General features: G+C 50.0%; 11 protein-coding genes, 2 tRNA genes and 3 rRNA genes. 15 read left to right on the top strand and 1 reads right to left on the bottom strand.

The features are described from left to right. The first annotated feature begins 3 nt into the window (after window positions 1–3). From MKY41_RS13580 to MKY41_RS13510, 15 genes are all read left to right on the top strand, one after another. Window positions 4–324: a YbaB/EbfC family nucleoid-associated protein gene (locus MKY41_RS13580; RefSeq protein WP_340745520.1), complete on the top strand. Its 321-nt coding sequence runs from the start codon at window positions 4–6 to the stop codon at window positions 322–324. Window positions 325–335: 11 nt separating this feature from the next. Next, entirely contained in the window at window positions 336–932 is a 597-nt protein-coding gene (gene recR, locus MKY41_RS13575; RefSeq protein ID WP_041072437.1) for a recombination mediator RecR, read from the top strand. A 12-nt stretch (window positions 933–944) separates the two neighbouring features. Then, the gene (locus MKY41_RS13570) at window positions 945–1,157 is read left to right on the top strand and encodes a YaaL family protein (RefSeq protein WP_340745519.1); all 213 of its coding nucleotides are present in this window, start codon (window positions 945–947) and stop codon (window positions 1,155–1,157) included. Window positions 1,158–1,211: 54 nt separating this feature from the next. Continuing rightward, on the top strand, window positions 1,212–1,475 hold the full coding sequence (locus MKY41_RS13565; protein ID WP_340745518.1) for a pro-sigmaK processing inhibitor BofA family protein: 264 nt from the start codon (window positions 1,212–1,214) through the stop codon (window positions 1,473–1,475). Window positions 1,476–1,872: 397 nt separating this feature from the next. After that, window positions 1,873–3,424, top strand: a 16S ribosomal RNA gene (locus MKY41_RS13560). 100 nt (window positions 3,425–3,524) lie between these two features. Next, window positions 3,525–3,601: transfer RNA gene (locus MKY41_RS13555), tRNA-Ile, on the top strand. Between the two features lie 12 nt (window positions 3,602–3,613). Beyond that, window positions 3,614–3,689, top strand: a tRNA-Ala gene (locus MKY41_RS13550). 168 nt (window positions 3,690–3,857) lie between these two features. Continuing rightward, window positions 3,858–6,790 (top strand): 23S ribosomal RNA (locus MKY41_RS13545). 71 nt (window positions 6,791–6,861) lie between these two features. Continuing rightward, window positions 6,862–6,977, top strand: a 5S ribosomal RNA gene (gene rrf, locus MKY41_RS13540). The 16S, 23S and 5S rRNA genes sit together here with 2 tRNA genes alongside, the layout of an rRNA operon. Before the next feature lie 227 nt (window positions 6,978–7,204). Beyond that, window positions 7,205–7,435: a hypothetical protein gene (locus MKY41_RS13535; protein ID WP_340745517.1), complete on the top strand. Its 231-nt coding sequence runs from the start codon at window positions 7,205–7,207 to the stop codon at window positions 7,433–7,435. Between the two features lie 116 nt (window positions 7,436–7,551). After that, window positions 7,552–8,415, top strand: coding sequence for a YihY/virulence factor BrkB family protein (locus tag MKY41_RS13530; RefSeq protein ID WP_340745516.1), 864 nt, complete (start codon window positions 7,552–7,554; stop codon window positions 8,413–8,415). Continuing rightward, on the top strand, window positions 8,412–9,083 hold the full coding sequence (locus MKY41_RS13525) for a response regulator transcription factor (protein ID WP_340745515.1): 672 nt from the start codon (window positions 8,412–8,414) through the stop codon (window positions 9,081–9,083). Before MKY41_RS13530 ends, MKY41_RS13525 begins: the two co-directional genes overlap by 4 nt. Continuing rightward, window positions 9,080–10,459 (top strand): sensor histidine kinase, encoded by a 1,380-nt coding sequence (locus MKY41_RS13520; RefSeq protein ID WP_340745514.1) that lies wholly within the window; start codon window positions 9,080–9,082, stop codon window positions 10,457–10,459. Before MKY41_RS13525 ends, MKY41_RS13520 begins: the two co-directional genes overlap by 4 nt. Before the next feature lie 75 nt (window positions 10,460–10,534). After that, on the top strand, window positions 10,535–10,933 hold the full coding sequence (locus MKY41_RS13515; RefSeq protein WP_340745513.1) for a hypothetical protein: 399 nt from the start codon (window positions 10,535–10,537) through the stop codon (window positions 10,931–10,933). Beyond that, window positions 10,933–13,035 (top strand): MMPL family transporter, encoded by a 2,103-nt coding sequence (locus tag MKY41_RS13510; protein WP_340745512.1) that lies wholly within the window; start codon window positions 10,933–10,935, stop codon window positions 13,033–13,035. The genes MKY41_RS13515 and MKY41_RS13510 overlap by 1 nt, the downstream gene beginning before the upstream one ends. 50 nt (window positions 13,036–13,085) lie before the next feature. Here MKY41_RS13510 and MKY41_RS13505 read toward each other — a convergent pair whose 3' ends face one another. Beyond that, window positions 13,086–14,021 carry an SDR family NAD(P)-dependent oxidoreductase gene (locus MKY41_RS13505; RefSeq protein WP_340745511.1) on the bottom strand — a complete coding sequence of 312 codons (936 nt, stop codon included), beginning with the start codon at window positions 14,019–14,021 and terminating at the stop codon, window positions 13,086–13,088. Window positions 14,022–14,030 lie beyond the last annotated feature (9 nt).

Genomic DNA, 14,030 nt, shown 5'->3' with positions numbered 1-14,030 from the left:
GACATGCGTGGTATGGGGAATATGCAGGGCATGATGAAACAAATGCAGAAGATGCAAAAGAAAATGGCGGATGCGCAAGAAAAGCTAGGGGAAGAGCGCCTGGAAGGGACAGCAGGAGGCGGAATGGTCAAAGTGATCGTCTCAGGCCATAAAGAAGTGTTGGAAGTGATCATCGATCCGTCTGTAGTCGATCCGGAAGATGTTGAAATGCTGCAAGATCTAGTCGTCATCGCTACCAACGAAGCAATGACAAAAGCGGAAGAATTAGCGAACTCCACTATGGGTCAATTCACGAAAGGATTGAACCTTCCTGGAATGTTCTAGGAGGTAAAAGGATGCACTATCCAGAACCGATTTCAAAACTGATTGATAGTTTTATGAAGCTGCCAGGCATCGGCCCGAAAACAGCGGGCCGGCTGGCGTTTTTTGTATTGGGAATGAAAGAAGATACCGTACTAGATTTCGCGAAAGCACTTGTGGATGCAAAACGGAATCTGCGTTTCTGCTCCGTGTGCGGGCATATTACCGATATCGATCCATGCCATATTTGCCAAGATTCGCGCCGAGACCACTCCATGATTTGCGTCGTCCAAGATCCGAAAGACGTCATTGCAATGGAGAAGATGAGGGATTATAACGGGTTATATCATGTGTTGCATGGAGCCATTTCTCCAATGGACGGAATCGGACCGGAGGATATCAATGTTCCTTCCTTATTGACCCGTCTGCAAGATGAAGAAGTGCAAGAGCTCATATTGGCAACCAATCCGACAATTGAAGGAGAAGCGACCGCGATGTATATTTCCCGTCTTGTAAAACCATCTGGTATCACGACAACCAGGATCGCTCACGGTCTGCCGGTCGGCGGAGATCTGGAATACGCGGACGAAGTGACATTGTCAAAGGCACTGGAAGGTCGCCGGGAACTATAAGGGGTGGCTTGGATGTTTGGCCGAAAGAGGAAATTGAAAAAGGAATTCGATGAGCGGCTCCGTTCTCTCATGATGGAGACGAAGGAAGAATGGGAGAACGCAAGAGAAATCGAACGGTATATAAATGATTATGATCTAGAAGTCATTACCCAGCGAAAAATAGCAGAGAGCAAACATTTCTATCTATTTAAAGAAGCTAAAGAACGCCGACTTGGCAAGGACTGATATATATGAAGAGGGACGCATATACTGGACCAATTATGGAAAGGGGCGTTTCCCGTGAATATTATCATTCTCGCAACGGTCGGCGTTGCACTTCTTCTATTATTGATGCTGGATAAAAAGCAGATTCGAAATGGAGCGGAACGGCTATCGATATTTTGGTTCCGGCTCGCATTCGCCTTCCTACTATTATTCGCCATGAATATTGCAGGTGGATTTATCGGTGTCTATGTACCTGTAAATATTGCATCAGGGCTGATTTTGGCCATTTTAGGAATACCGGGATTCGTATCCCTATGCACTTTGGCAGTTCTCTTATGAGGCTTCAGTTGAGAAACGAAGAACAGCTACCGGCCAAAGCGGCGTGGTATAGCTGTTTTTTCTTTCTCTACACCAAAAAACTAAACTTTTTTTAATTTAGGGGTTGCAAAGTAGAAGACATCGGAGTATAGTAAAGAACGTTGCGCTTCACATAACGGCAAACAACGAAAAAAGAAATCGAAAAAAGTTGTTGACATTATGGACGCAGCTTGATATGATATAAGAGTTGCTGCGAAACACACCGGCAACGAAATGAACCTTGAAAACTGAACAGCAAAACGTCAACAAATAAAGTCCGGAAGCCGACCCCGTCGGTGAAACGGACAAAACGAATCTTCGGATTCAAAATTGACATCTTAACTGATGCCAGCAAGAAATGAGCTATTCATTTTCTTCTATTATGGAGAGTTTGATCCTGGCTCAGGACGAACGCTGGCGGCGTGCCTAATACATGCAAGTCGAGCGGACGGATGGGAGCTTGCTCCCTGAAGTTAGCGGCGGACGGGTGAGTAACACGTGGGCAACCTGCCCTGCAGATGGGGATAACTCCGGGAAACCGGGGCTAATACCGAATAATCAGTTCCTCCGCATGGAGGAACTCTGAAAGACGGTTTCGGCTGTCACTGCAGGATGGGCCCGCGGCGCATTAGCTAGTTGGTGGGGTAACGGCCTACCAAGGCGACGATGCGTAGCCGACCTGAGAGGGTGATCGGCCACACTGGGACTGAGACACGGCCCAGACTCCTACGGGAGGCAGCAGTAGGGAATCTTCCACAATGGACGGAAGTCTGATGGAGCAACGCCGCGTGAGCGAAGAAGGTTTTCGGATCGTAAAGCTCTGTTGTAAGGGAAGAACACGTACGGGAGTCACTGCCCGTACCTTGACGGTACCTTATCAGAAAGCCACGGCTAACTACGTGCCAGCAGCCGCGGTAATACGTAGGTGGCAAGCGTTGTCCGGAATTATTGGGCGTAAAGCGCGCGCAGGCGGTCCTTTAAGTCTGATGTGAAAGCCCACGGCTCAACCGTGGAGGGTCATTGGAAACTGGAGGACTTGAGTACAGAAGAGGAAAGCGGAATTCCACGTGTAGCGGTGAAATGCGTAGAGATGTGGAGGAACACCAGTGGCGAAGGCGGCTTTCTGGTCTGTAACTGACGCTGAGGCGCGAAAGCGTGGGGAGCAAACAGGATTAGATACCCTGGTAGTCCACGCCGTAAACGATGAGTGCTAAGTGTTAGGGGGTTTCCGCCCCTTAGTGCTGCAGCTAACGCATTAAGCACTCCGCCTGGGGAGTACGGTCGCAAGACTGAAACTCAAAGGAATTGACGGGGACCCGCACAAGCGGTGGAGCATGTGGTTTAATTCGAAGCAACGCGAAGAACCTTACCAGGTCTTGACATCCCGCTGCCCGGCATGGAGACATGCCTTTCCCTTCGGGGACAGCGGTGACAGGTGGTGCATGGTTGTCGTCAGCTCGTGTCGTGAGATGTTGGGTTAAGTCCCGCAACGAGCGCAACCCTTGATCTTAGTTGCCAGCATTCAGTTGGGCACTCTAAGGTGACTGCCGGTGACAAACCGGAGGAAGGTGGGGATGACGTCAAATCATCATGCCCCTTATGACCTGGGCTACACACGTGCTACAATGGACGGTACAGAGGGCTGCGAACCCGCGAGGGGGAGCCAATCCCATAAAACCGTTCCCAGTTCGGATTGCAGGCTGCAACTCGCCTGCATGAAGCCGGAATCGCTAGTAATCGTGGATCAGCATGCCACGGTGAATACGTTCCCGGGTCTTGTACACACCGCCCGTCACACCACGAGAGTTTGTAACACCCGAAGTCGGTGGGGTAACCCTTACGGGAGCCAGCCGCCGAAGGTGGGACAGATGATTGGGGTGAAGTCGTAACAAGGTAGCCGTATCGGAAGGTGCGGCTGGATCACCTCCTTTCTAAGGATATTTACGGAATATGAACTTCGGGTTCATACGTTGACGTTTTGCGTTCAGTTTTGAAGGTTCATATAATCGAAACTTCATACAATCCCGGAAGGGGCCTATAGCTCAGCTGGTTAGAGCGCACGCCTGATAAGCGTGAGGTCGGTGGTTCGAGTCCACTTAGGCCCACCATCATATACTTCTGGGGCCTTAGCTCAGCTGGGAGAGCGCCTGCCTTGCACGCAGGAGGTCAGCGGTTCGATCCCGCTAGGCTCCACCAACTTACTCCATAATGGGAGTATTTTTGTTCCTTGAAAACTGGATAAAACGACATTGAAAGCAACAAACACAAGTAATCAACCGAGTCGATCACTTTTTGTGATTGAACATGCAAGTCTTTGTAACGATCTGGAAGCCGTATCGCTATGGCCGAACGATCGACCATTATGGTCAAGTTAGAAAGGGCGCACGGCGGATGCCTTGGCACTAGGAGCCTATGAAGGACGGCACTAACACCGATATGCTCCGGGGAGCTGTAAGTAAGCATTGATCCGGAGATTTCCGAATGGGGAAACCCACTGCCCGTAATGGGGCAGTACATGTACGTGAATACATAGCGTACATGAGGCAGACCCGGAGAACTGAAACATCTAAGTATCCGGAGGAAGAGAAAGAAAATTCGATTCCCTGAGTAGCGGCGAGCGAAACGGGAAGAGCCCAAACCAGGAAGCTTGCTTCCTGGGGTTGTAGGACACTCTATACGGAGTTACAAAGGGATGGGTTAGGCGAAGCGACCTGGAAAGGTCCGCCGCAGCGGGTAATAGCCCCGTAGCCGAAAGTCCATCCCCTCCAGAGTGGATCCTGAGTACGGCGGAACACGTGAAATTCCGTCGGAATCCGGGAGGACCATCTCCCAAGGCTAAATACTCCCTAGTGACCGATAGTGAACCAGTACCGTGAGGGAAAGGTGAAAAGCACCCCGGAAGGGGAGTGAAACAGATCCTGAAACCGTGTGCCTACAAGTTGTCAGAGCCCGTTAAGGGGTGATGGCGTGCCTTTTGTAGAATGAACCGGCGAGTTACGATTCCATGCAAGGTTAAGCCGAGAAGGCGGAGCCGCAGCGAAAGCGAGTCTGAACAGGGCGAATGAGTATGGGGTCGTAGACCCGAAACCAGGTGATCTACCCATGTCCAGGGTGAAGGTAAGGTAACACTTACTGGAGGCCCGAACCCACGTACGTTGAAAAGTGCGGGGATGAGGTGTGGGTAGCGGTGAAATTCCAATCGAACCTGGAGATAGCTGGTTCTCTCCGAAATAGCTTTAGGGCTAGCCTCAAACAACGAATCTCGGAGGTAGAGCACTGTTTGGACTAGGGGCCCATCCCGGGTTACCGAATTCAGACAAACTCCGAATGCCGATGATTTAGGTTTGGGAGTCAGACTGCGGGTGATAAGATCCGTAGTCGAGAGGGAAACAGCCCAGACCACCAGTTAAGGTCCCCAAGTATCCGTTAAGTGGAAAAGGATGTGGCGTTGCCCAGACAACCAGGATGTTGGCTTAGAAGCAGCCACCATTTAAAGAGTGCGTAATAGCTCACTGGTCGAGTGGCGCTGCGCCGAAAATGTACCGGGGCTAAACGGATCACCGAAACTGTGGATTGACACCATTGGTGTCAGTGGTAGGAGAGCGTTCCAAGGGCGTCGAAGCCAGACCGGAAGGACTGGTGGAGCGCTTGGAAGTGAGAATGCCGGTATGAGTAGCGAAAGAAGGGTGAGAATCCCTTCCACCGAATGCCTAAGGTTTCCTGAGGAAGGCTCGTCCGCTCAGGGTCAGTCGGGACCTAAGTCGAGGCCGAAAGGCGTAGACGATGGACAACAGGTTGATATTCCTGTACCACCTCCCCGCCGCTATCAGCAATGGGGGGACGCAGTAGGATAGGGTGAGCGCGCTGTTGGTCATGCGCGTCGAAGCAGTGAGGTGTGGAACGAGGCAAATCCCGTTCCTGTAACATTGAGCTGTGACCGCGAGGGGAATTATTCCCCGGAGTCCCTGATTTCACACTGCCAAGAAAAGCCTCTAGCGAGGCGGGAGGTGCCCGTACCGCAAACCGACACAGGTAGGCGAGGAGAGAATCCTAAGGTGATCGAGAGAACTCTCGTTAAGGAACTCGGCAAAATGACCCCGTAACTTCGGGAGAAGGGGTGCTCTGGTAGGGTGAATAGCCCGAGAGAGCCGCAGTGAATAGGCCCAGGCGACTGTTTAGCAAAAACACAGGTCTCTGCAAAACCGTAAGGTGACGTATAGGGGCTGACGCCTGCCCGGTGCTGGAAGGTTAAGAGGAGAGGTCAGCGCAAGCGAAGCTTCGAATTGAAGCCCCAGTAAACGGCGGCCGTAACTATAACGGTCCTAAGGTAGCGAAATTCCTTGTCGGGTAAGTTCCGACCCGCACGAAAGGCGTAACGATCTGGGCACTGTCTCAACGAGAGACTCGGTGAAATTATAATATGCGTGAAGATGCGCATTACCCGCGACAGGACGGAAAGACCCCGTGGAGCTTTACTGTAACCTGATATTGAATTCCGGTGCAGCCTGTACAGGATAGGTAGGAGCCTTGGAAGCCGGAGCGCCAGCTTCGGTGGAGGCATTGGTGGGATACTACCCTGGCTGTATTGGACTTCTAACCCATGCCCGTGATCCGGGCAGGAGACAGTGTCAGGCGGGCAGTTTGACTGGGGCGGTCGCCTCCTAAAGTGTAACGGAGGCGCCCAAAGGTTCCCTCAGAATGGTTGGACATCATTCGCAGAGTGCAAAGGCATAAGGGAGCTTGACTGCGAGACCTACAAGTCGAGCAGGGTCGAAAGACGGGCTTAGTGATCCGGTGGTTCCGCATGGAAGGGCCATCGCTCAACGGATAAAAGCTACCCCGGGGATAACAGGCTTATCTCCCCCAAGAGTCCACATCGACGGGGAGGTTTGGCACCTCGATGTCGGCTCATCGCATCCTGGGGCTGTAGTCGGTCCCAAGGGTTGGGCTGTTCGCCCATTAAAGCGGTACGCGAGCTGGGTTCAGAACGTCGTGAGACAGTTCGGTCCCTATCCGTCGCGGGCGCAGGAAATTTGAGAGGAGCTGTCCTTAGTACGAGAGGACCGGGATGGACACACCGCTGGTGTACCAGTTGTCTTGCCAAAGGCATCGCTGGGTAGCTATGTGTGGACGGGATAAATGCTGAAAGCATCTAAGCATGAAGCCCCCCTCGAGATGAGATTTCCCTTTACATTCGTAAGTAAGATCCCTCAAAGAAGATGAGGTGGATAGGTCCGGGGTGGAAGTGCGGCGACGCATGGAGCTGACGGATACTAATCGATCGAGGACTTGACCTCAATACAAAGGTTGCATGGCTTGTGGCAGACAATGTTGGTTTTATCCGGTTTTGAGCGAACAAGCTCAAGAGTCTGGTGACGATGGCGAAGAGGTCACACCCGTTCCCATACCGAACACGGAAGTTAAGCTCTTCAGCGCCGATGGTAGTCGGGGGCTTCCCCCTGTGAGAGTAGGACGTCGCCGGGCAAACAGGTCATTCCCAATGGGGAATGGCTTTTTTTATTGCCTTTTTTCGGGCAGGTGGCAAGCGGATGTGATGTATTGCATCCGCCTCGTCGAGGAGTTATCGGCGGTTGTCCGGAGATATCAGCACTCTAGAGAAGTTATCAGCGGTTGTCTAGAGATATCAGCACTCTAGAGAAGTTATCAGCGGTTGTCTAGAGATATCAGTACTCCAGAGAAGTTATCGGCACTTGACTAGGGATATCGGCATTCTGGAGAAGTTATCAGCGGTTGTTCAAGGATATCAGCACTCCAGAAAAGTTATCAGCGGCTGTCCGAAGATATCAGCGTTCCGGAAAAGTTATCAGCGGCTGTCCAAAGAAATCAACATTACGGGGAAGTTATCAGCACTCGTCCATAATTATCAGCGCTCCAAGGAAATTATCAGCACTTGTCCAGAAATATCAGCATTCCTCGAATAATATCATCCCTTGTCTGAAATTAACTGCAATCCTCCTCTCGAATCCGAACCATGTTTAGTTCCCTAAGAATCATATCCTCTTCATCCCTTCCGTAACATGATAAAGGGTTGTTCCGTATGCAGAAATCCTTTGGAATGGGGTATATTGGGAGTAGAGGTGAGCAAATGATCTACACGATTCGGAATGTGGCTATCCGTTTTTTCAAAGAGCGCTTTTTTGATCAGGCCGCCCAGACGGCTTATTATTTGTTGTTGGCTATTTTTCCATTCCTTCTGTTCTTGCTCTCCCTCCTTAGTTTACTTCCCGTGAATGAAGAAATGATCTTGTCCTTCCTCAGTCCATTTGTGCCTGTGGAGGCTTTTAATTTGATTGAGGCGAATATAAGTGTCATCCTCCGTAAAAGGCAAGGGCATCTTGTCTATACGAGTTTACTCTTGGCCTTTTGGATTTCTTCCGTTGCCGTCCAGTCGTTGTCCCGGTCCATGGATTTAGCGTATGGCTCTTTTCGGCGATATGCTTTTTGGAAAGTGCTGATCCGAGATTTGGGTATCACTTTTCTGTTTATGTTGGTCATTTCATTGTCTCTTTTTCTCCCGCTTATTGAAAAAGCGCTTCATGAAGCGGTCATGTATTATGATACGATTGAGCAGTGGCGAGGTTGGATGTATGTATGGCCGGGCATTCGATGGGGGCTGGGCACCGTTTTCTTGTTCCTGTTCTTCATGCTGTTCTATAAAGTCGTGCCGACCCACAAGGTGAAATGGCACCAGACATTGCCGGGCACCCTTTTCTCCACATTCGGGTGGCAATTGTTTTCCATTGTATTCGGGGAATATGTGACCAATGTGGACTATACACGGCTCTATGGCCAGCTGTCCGGGATCATTCTTCTGGTCATCTGGTTTTATATGACGGCGATCATCCTATTGATCTCCGGTTTATTGAATGCGGAATTTCGAAAGAGAGGTCGTTTGGTTTGAATAAAATACTTGTCGTTGACGATGATCCCAATATTTTAGAGCTGGTGAACATTCATCTGGTGCAGGCGGGCTACTCGGTCATGAAGGCTCCCAATGGAGAAGAAGCGTTGAAACTTGTAGAAACCGATCTCCCCGATTTGGCGGTGGTCGATGTGATGATGCCGGGGATGGACGGCTATACCTTGACGCAAAGACTGCGCGAGGAAGATTTACCGGTTTTATTATTAACGGCAAAAGGTGAGTTGGAGGATAAAGAGCGAGGCTTTCTGGCGGGTTCGGATGATTATGTCGTGAAGCCGTTCGAACCGAAGGAGCTGCTGTTTCGCATCAATGCAATCTTGCGACGCTATGACAAGGCGGTCGATGCTGTCATCCAGGCCGGCCCGCTGAAGATCAACCGGCAGAGCTACGAAGTATCCGTCGGGAAAAAAGTGCTGCTCCTGCCTTTGAAAGAATTCGAGTTGCTGTCGGTTTTGGCGTCTCGTCCCAATCAAGTATTTACGCGCGAAATCCTATTGGAGCGAGTGTGGGGCTATGATTATGAAGGAGACGAACAAACACTCAACGTCCATATTAAACGCCTGCGGGATAAGCTGGAGAAGTTGGCCGGCGCGGTCCATATTGCGACAGTCCGCGGGGTTGGGTATAAACTCGAGGTCATGTCGTGAAATCACTCTACGGTAAATTCCTATCCTTTACGATCGGCATCATGATGACCAGTGTGCTGATCGCGTTCCTTGCAGTAAATACATATTACCACCACCAACTGAAAGGCGAGAATGATGTAAAAAATATGGAGATCGCGGAAAGTATCGCTTCCTATGTTAGTACGATAGAGGGAGTGCATCTCGATAGTTATTTGGAAACTCTCTCTACTGCAGGCTATAAGCTTTTTCTTGTCAATGAAGAACGGGAAGTAAAACGATTTGGAGCGCCGTTCCGAGACGAAAATCTACCGCAATCGGCAATCGATCAAGTATTGAGCGGGAGGCCTTTCCATGGAATGCGTGATTTGAAGACTGAGACGTTTATGACAGGGTTTTTTTCAGACCAATCCGCTAATACGGTCGGTGTTCCGTTTAAGTATGAAGGGGCAACTTATGCGTTATTTCTTCGTCCGGATATCAAGTTGCTGTTCACCGAGGTTCATTTTTTATTAGGCGGTATGGTCATCGTCATGGCGATTGTCAGCCTGCTTTCCATGTTGATTGTCGCAAAAAAGCTGATTGAACCGATAACGAAACTGACCGAAGCGACCAAAATGGTAGGAGAAGAGCAGTTTTCGGGAGCCGTTGAAATTAATCGTCGGGATGAAATTGGTCAGCTGGCACAAAGTTTTCAACGGATGACAGAACGACTTGGGGAGAATGACCGGATCCGGAAAGAATTCATCAGTGATGTGTCGCATGATTTTCAGACGCCCTTATTGAATATCAAAGGATATGCCGAACTTCTGATGAATCAAGAGCTACCCGTCGGGGAACGGCTCGGTTATGCCAAAGTGATCCAATCGGAGACGGAGCGTTTATCTTCATTGACCAAACAATTATTGCTCCTCACCTCCTTGGATCAGCTGACATCGCCGCTTAAGCTTAAAATTTTTCGACTAGATGAGCAATTAAAAGAAGTCATCCGGAAATCGAGATGGCTGCTCGAGGAGAAGGAGATTTCGCTTTCGATGGATATCGACGAAGTGGAATATCAGGGCGATCCTGCTTTCCTTGAAAAAGTTTGGGAAAACCTGCTGTCCAATGCTTTGAAATATACCGAAGACGGAGGCACGGTGGATATTGAATTGGTCGACGAACAGGACGCTGTCCGGGTATCCGTCCGCGATACAGGGATTGGCATGAAGCAAACGGATGTGGATCGCATATTCGACCGCTTCTACCGGGTGGATCAATCCCGGACTCAGGAAGTCGGTGGAACTGGTCTCGGCCTATCAATTGTCCAAAAAGTGGTGAAACTCCACGGCGGGAAGATCGAGGTCCAGAGCGAGGAGGGGGTCGGAACGACATTCCTTGTCATGTTGCCAAAGTTGTAACAGGCAGTTAATGTTCCGTTCATCTTGGGTGTTTAAGATATAGTTATAACTTAAATAACTAGGAGGAAGTTAACAATGCAGGAAAAATGGAGTTTGCGATTGATTCGTATTTCAGCGCTCTTCGGTTTGCTCGGTACGGTGCTCGGTTCCCATATGGCGGGGGCCGGATCGTATGCGTTCCGTCCAATCCACGCACATATCTTGCTGGTCGGTTGGTTGTCCATGTTCGCATGGGGCGTGTTCTATAAAGTGTATAAGGTGCGTGCCCAAAAATTGATCACCGTCCATGGTTGGACCGCCATCATCGGGGCAATCGGACTGACGGGCGGGATGTGGCTGCAATTCATGAAGCCTTTCGGGGTGAATCCGACATTGGCGCTCATCCTGTACATCGTGGGCGGCACTATTTTACTAATCAGCTTTGCCTTGTTCGTCATGGTGACATTTCTCACTGAAAAAGAAGTAAAACGGTGATGACAATGAATAAACGATTTTGGTGGATCTCGTTTGGGGTATGGGTTTTATTGGCGGTCCTCTTGTCTGGATTCGCCCCTGGTGCGAAAGATTTCGTCGTGGCGAATAAAGATGCCGGATTGCCGGAGGATGCAGAGTCCATCATCGCAGATCGACAGCTCGAGAAATACTTTCCACAAGACGGCGGGCTACCGTTATTCGCCGTCCTCCATAATGCAGGCGGCCTGACAAATGAGGATACACTGCAATTTGCGAAGGCCCTGGAATCGTTGGAATCAAACCCCGTGTTTGAAAATGTGGAATCCATCCCCTTAACGGAATTGCCCCCGCAAGTAAGGGCGACGTTCCTTTCAGAAGATGGCAAAACGTTCTTTGCACCGTTGACCTTGCCTGCGACCCTCGAAGGCAAGGAATTGCATGATCTCGTCGTAAAAGTGAAGGAAGAAGTGACGGTTCCGGAGGAGATGGAATTATCCTGGACGGGGCCGGCCGGAATCGCCTCCGATGCAGTCGAGCTTTTTAGCCGGGCGGATGTCGTCTTGCTTCTCTCGACAGTCGGGTTGATCCTCGTTCTTCTTCTGCTCATCTACCGATCGCCTTTGCTGACATTCATCCCTTTGATCGGGGCGGCAATCGTGTATGCCGTCGTCGATCGGGTTATCGGCTTGGCGACCGAAGCCGGCTGGTTTGGGATTGACAGCCAGGCCGTCTCCATCATGACGATCTTATTATTCGCCGTTGTGACAGACTATTCGCTGCTCATCTTTTCCCGGTATCGCGAAGAGCTCAAGCGGCATGAATCGACCTATGCAGCGATGCGCGAAACAATGCGTCATGTAAGAGAGCCGATTTTCTTCAGTGGCAGCACAATTGTCCTTGGGGTCGCTACGCTTTTCTTTGCCCTTTATGAACCATACCGGAATTTTGCTCCGGCGTTTGCCATTGCCGCGGCAGCTATGCTCATTGCAGGGCTTACGCTCTTGCCTGCATTGTTTGCCTTGATCGGCAGGAAGTCATTCTGGCCGGTCATTCCGAAATATGGGGATGCACAAGAGGACAAAAAATCGTTTTGGGGTAAAATTGCGGAAAAAGTGACAAGGCAGCCACTCTTTTTCCTAGTGCCGATTTTGCTGTTGCTTGTCTTGGGCACTTGGAACACAACAAACTTGAAAGAGTCGTATGACTTGATTGAATCCTTTCCGGAGGATTTGTCTTCCCGTGTCGGGTATGAGCGTCTTGGCGAATCTTTTTCAGAAGGAAGCCTGGCTCCGGGCACTTTGCTTATCGTTTCCACTCAACAGCTAGAGATGGAAGAGACGATGGCGGCAATCGAGAAATTGAAAGAGATTCCGGGAGTCGATAGCATATCTGCTCAAGGGAACCCGGTGTCCGAGGATGGGAAAAACGCTAAGTTCTCCGTAACTTTCGAAGGGAGTCCATACGATGTGCCCGCGTTTGAGGCGGTCCATGAACTGCGGGCGCAGGGGGATACGATTCTTCAAGAGGCTGGTCTTGTCGACACCGAGCTTTTCATAGCGGGTGAAAGTGCAAAGAATGCAGATCTCCAGGCTATCAATAAGCGGGATTCGATTGTCGTCATGAGTATTATGACAGCGTTGATCTCCATCATGCTTGGATTGCAGACGCGTTCCATTGTTGCTCCCATTTATATGATGGGCACAATCCTCCTGTCCTATGGAGCGACGCTTGGGTTATCGATTTTCCTATTCGACGTCGTCCTTGGGTTGGATGCGATCAGTTATCGGATTCCGTTGTATGCGTTCGTCTTCCTAATTGCGCTCGGAGTCGACTATTCAATCATGCTCATCGCACGTATCCGTGAGGAAATGAAATCAATGCCGTTTGAGGAGGCAGTGAGAAGGGGAGTCGACAAGACGGGAGGCGTCATCAGCTCGGCCGGGCTCATTTTGGCAGCGACCTTCCTCGTCTTGGCCACGATGCCGATCAATGAATTGAAGCTGTTCGGCTTCATCATGGCGCTCGGTATTCTAATCGATACATTTATTGTTCGACCATTGCTTATTCCGGCGATTCTAGTATTGCTCGGAAAATGGAGTTTTTGGCCGAAGCGGGTGGAATAAAATGAAAAACGTCACTTCCTTGAAGGGGAGTGGCGTTTTTTGTCTGCCCGTCACTTCGAACGAGTCATGTATTCCATCGTTCGCTGCAATCCATCCCGATAGGAAGTACGAGGGAGCGGACCGATTTCGTTTTCATACTTGGACCCATCCAATACGACCGGCTCCTCATTCAAGTAGAACATTTCAACCGTTTCACGCATGTCTGCCTTGAAAATGCCCAAGAACCGGATCAGATTTTTGGATACCGTCGAGACCGGCTTATCGTATCCGGTAAGGTCTCGAATGATCTGAATGAGTTCTTCCCCGGTAACGATATCAGTGGCGGGGATATTCCAGTTTTGTCCGTAGGTGTTGTCATGCATTGCCAAGTTGACGACCGCTTTAGCTCCGTCCGGCGTGTAGATGAATTCCCTGGCAATGGTTCGATTCCCGACAAACATTGCTTTTTTATGCTGGACAGCATTCTTCAATGTGAAGTGCAATAGTGTATTCTCGGCGTTCGGACCATAAAAGTCGGGAAAGTGGGCAATGATGGTCGGTACGTTTCTCTGTTGGACGAGCTGCTCCACCTGCAGGCGGATCTTTCCCTTTTTTGTATTCGGTCGTTTCGGAGTGCTTTCCGATATCTTAGCCCCGGTCGATCTGCCATAAGCATATATATTTTCAATCAATACAAGCTTTGTTTGATTGATTTCTGCTGCCTTGAGGACATTTCCGATAAAAAGAATTAGTTTATCTTCCCATTGCGAGTATGGAATATTGGCCGCTTGGAAAATGACATCCACATGTTCGGACGCGGCAACGACATCTTGCAAATTGAAAATATCCCCGGTTTGAATGGAAATCCCTTGATGACCCTGATATAAAGCCTTCAGCTTTTGCTCCGAACGGGCAAATGCGACCACTTCCACACCTCTGTCAATCAATTCATTCACAATTGAAAATCCCATTCCACCGGATGCTCCTAAAACAAGCGCTCTTTTCATTTCCCATAC

The sequence above is a fragment of the Sporosarcina sp. FSL W7-1349 genome (assembly GCF_038003045.1).
Lineage (GTDB): Bacteria > Bacillota > Bacilli > Bacillales_A > Planococcaceae > Sporosarcina.
The sequence above is the reverse complement of the archived record's forward strand: the minus strand, read 5'-3'. Positions and strand labels throughout refer to the sequence as shown.

Bases quoted from the DNA above. Each gene is read 5' to 3' on its own strand.
- MKY41_RS13570 (WP_340745519.1), top strand. From the start codon at position 945: ATGTTTGGCCGAAAGAGGAAATTGAAAAAGGAATTCGATGAGCGGCTC.
- recR (WP_041072437.1), top strand. From the start codon at position 336: ATGCACTATCCAGAACCGATTTCAAAACTGATTGATAGTTTTATGAAG.
- MKY41_RS13580 (WP_340745520.1), top strand. From the start codon at position 4: ATGCGTGGTATGGGGAATATGCAGGGCATGATGAAACAAATGCAGAAG.
- MKY41_RS13510 (WP_340745512.1), top strand. From the start codon at position 10,933: ATGACAATGAATAAACGATTTTGGTGGATCTCGTTTGGGGTATGGGTT.
- MKY41_RS13515 (WP_340745513.1), top strand. From the start codon at position 10,535: ATGCAGGAAAAATGGAGTTTGCGATTGATTCGTATTTCAGCGCTCTTC.
- MKY41_RS13505 (WP_340745511.1), bottom strand. From the start codon at position 14,021: ATGAAAAGAGCGCTTGTTTTAGGAGCATCCGGTGGAATGGGATTTTCA.
- MKY41_RS13530 (WP_340745516.1), top strand. From the start codon at position 7,552: ATGCAGAAATCCTTTGGAATGGGGTATATTGGGAGTAGAGGTGAGCAA.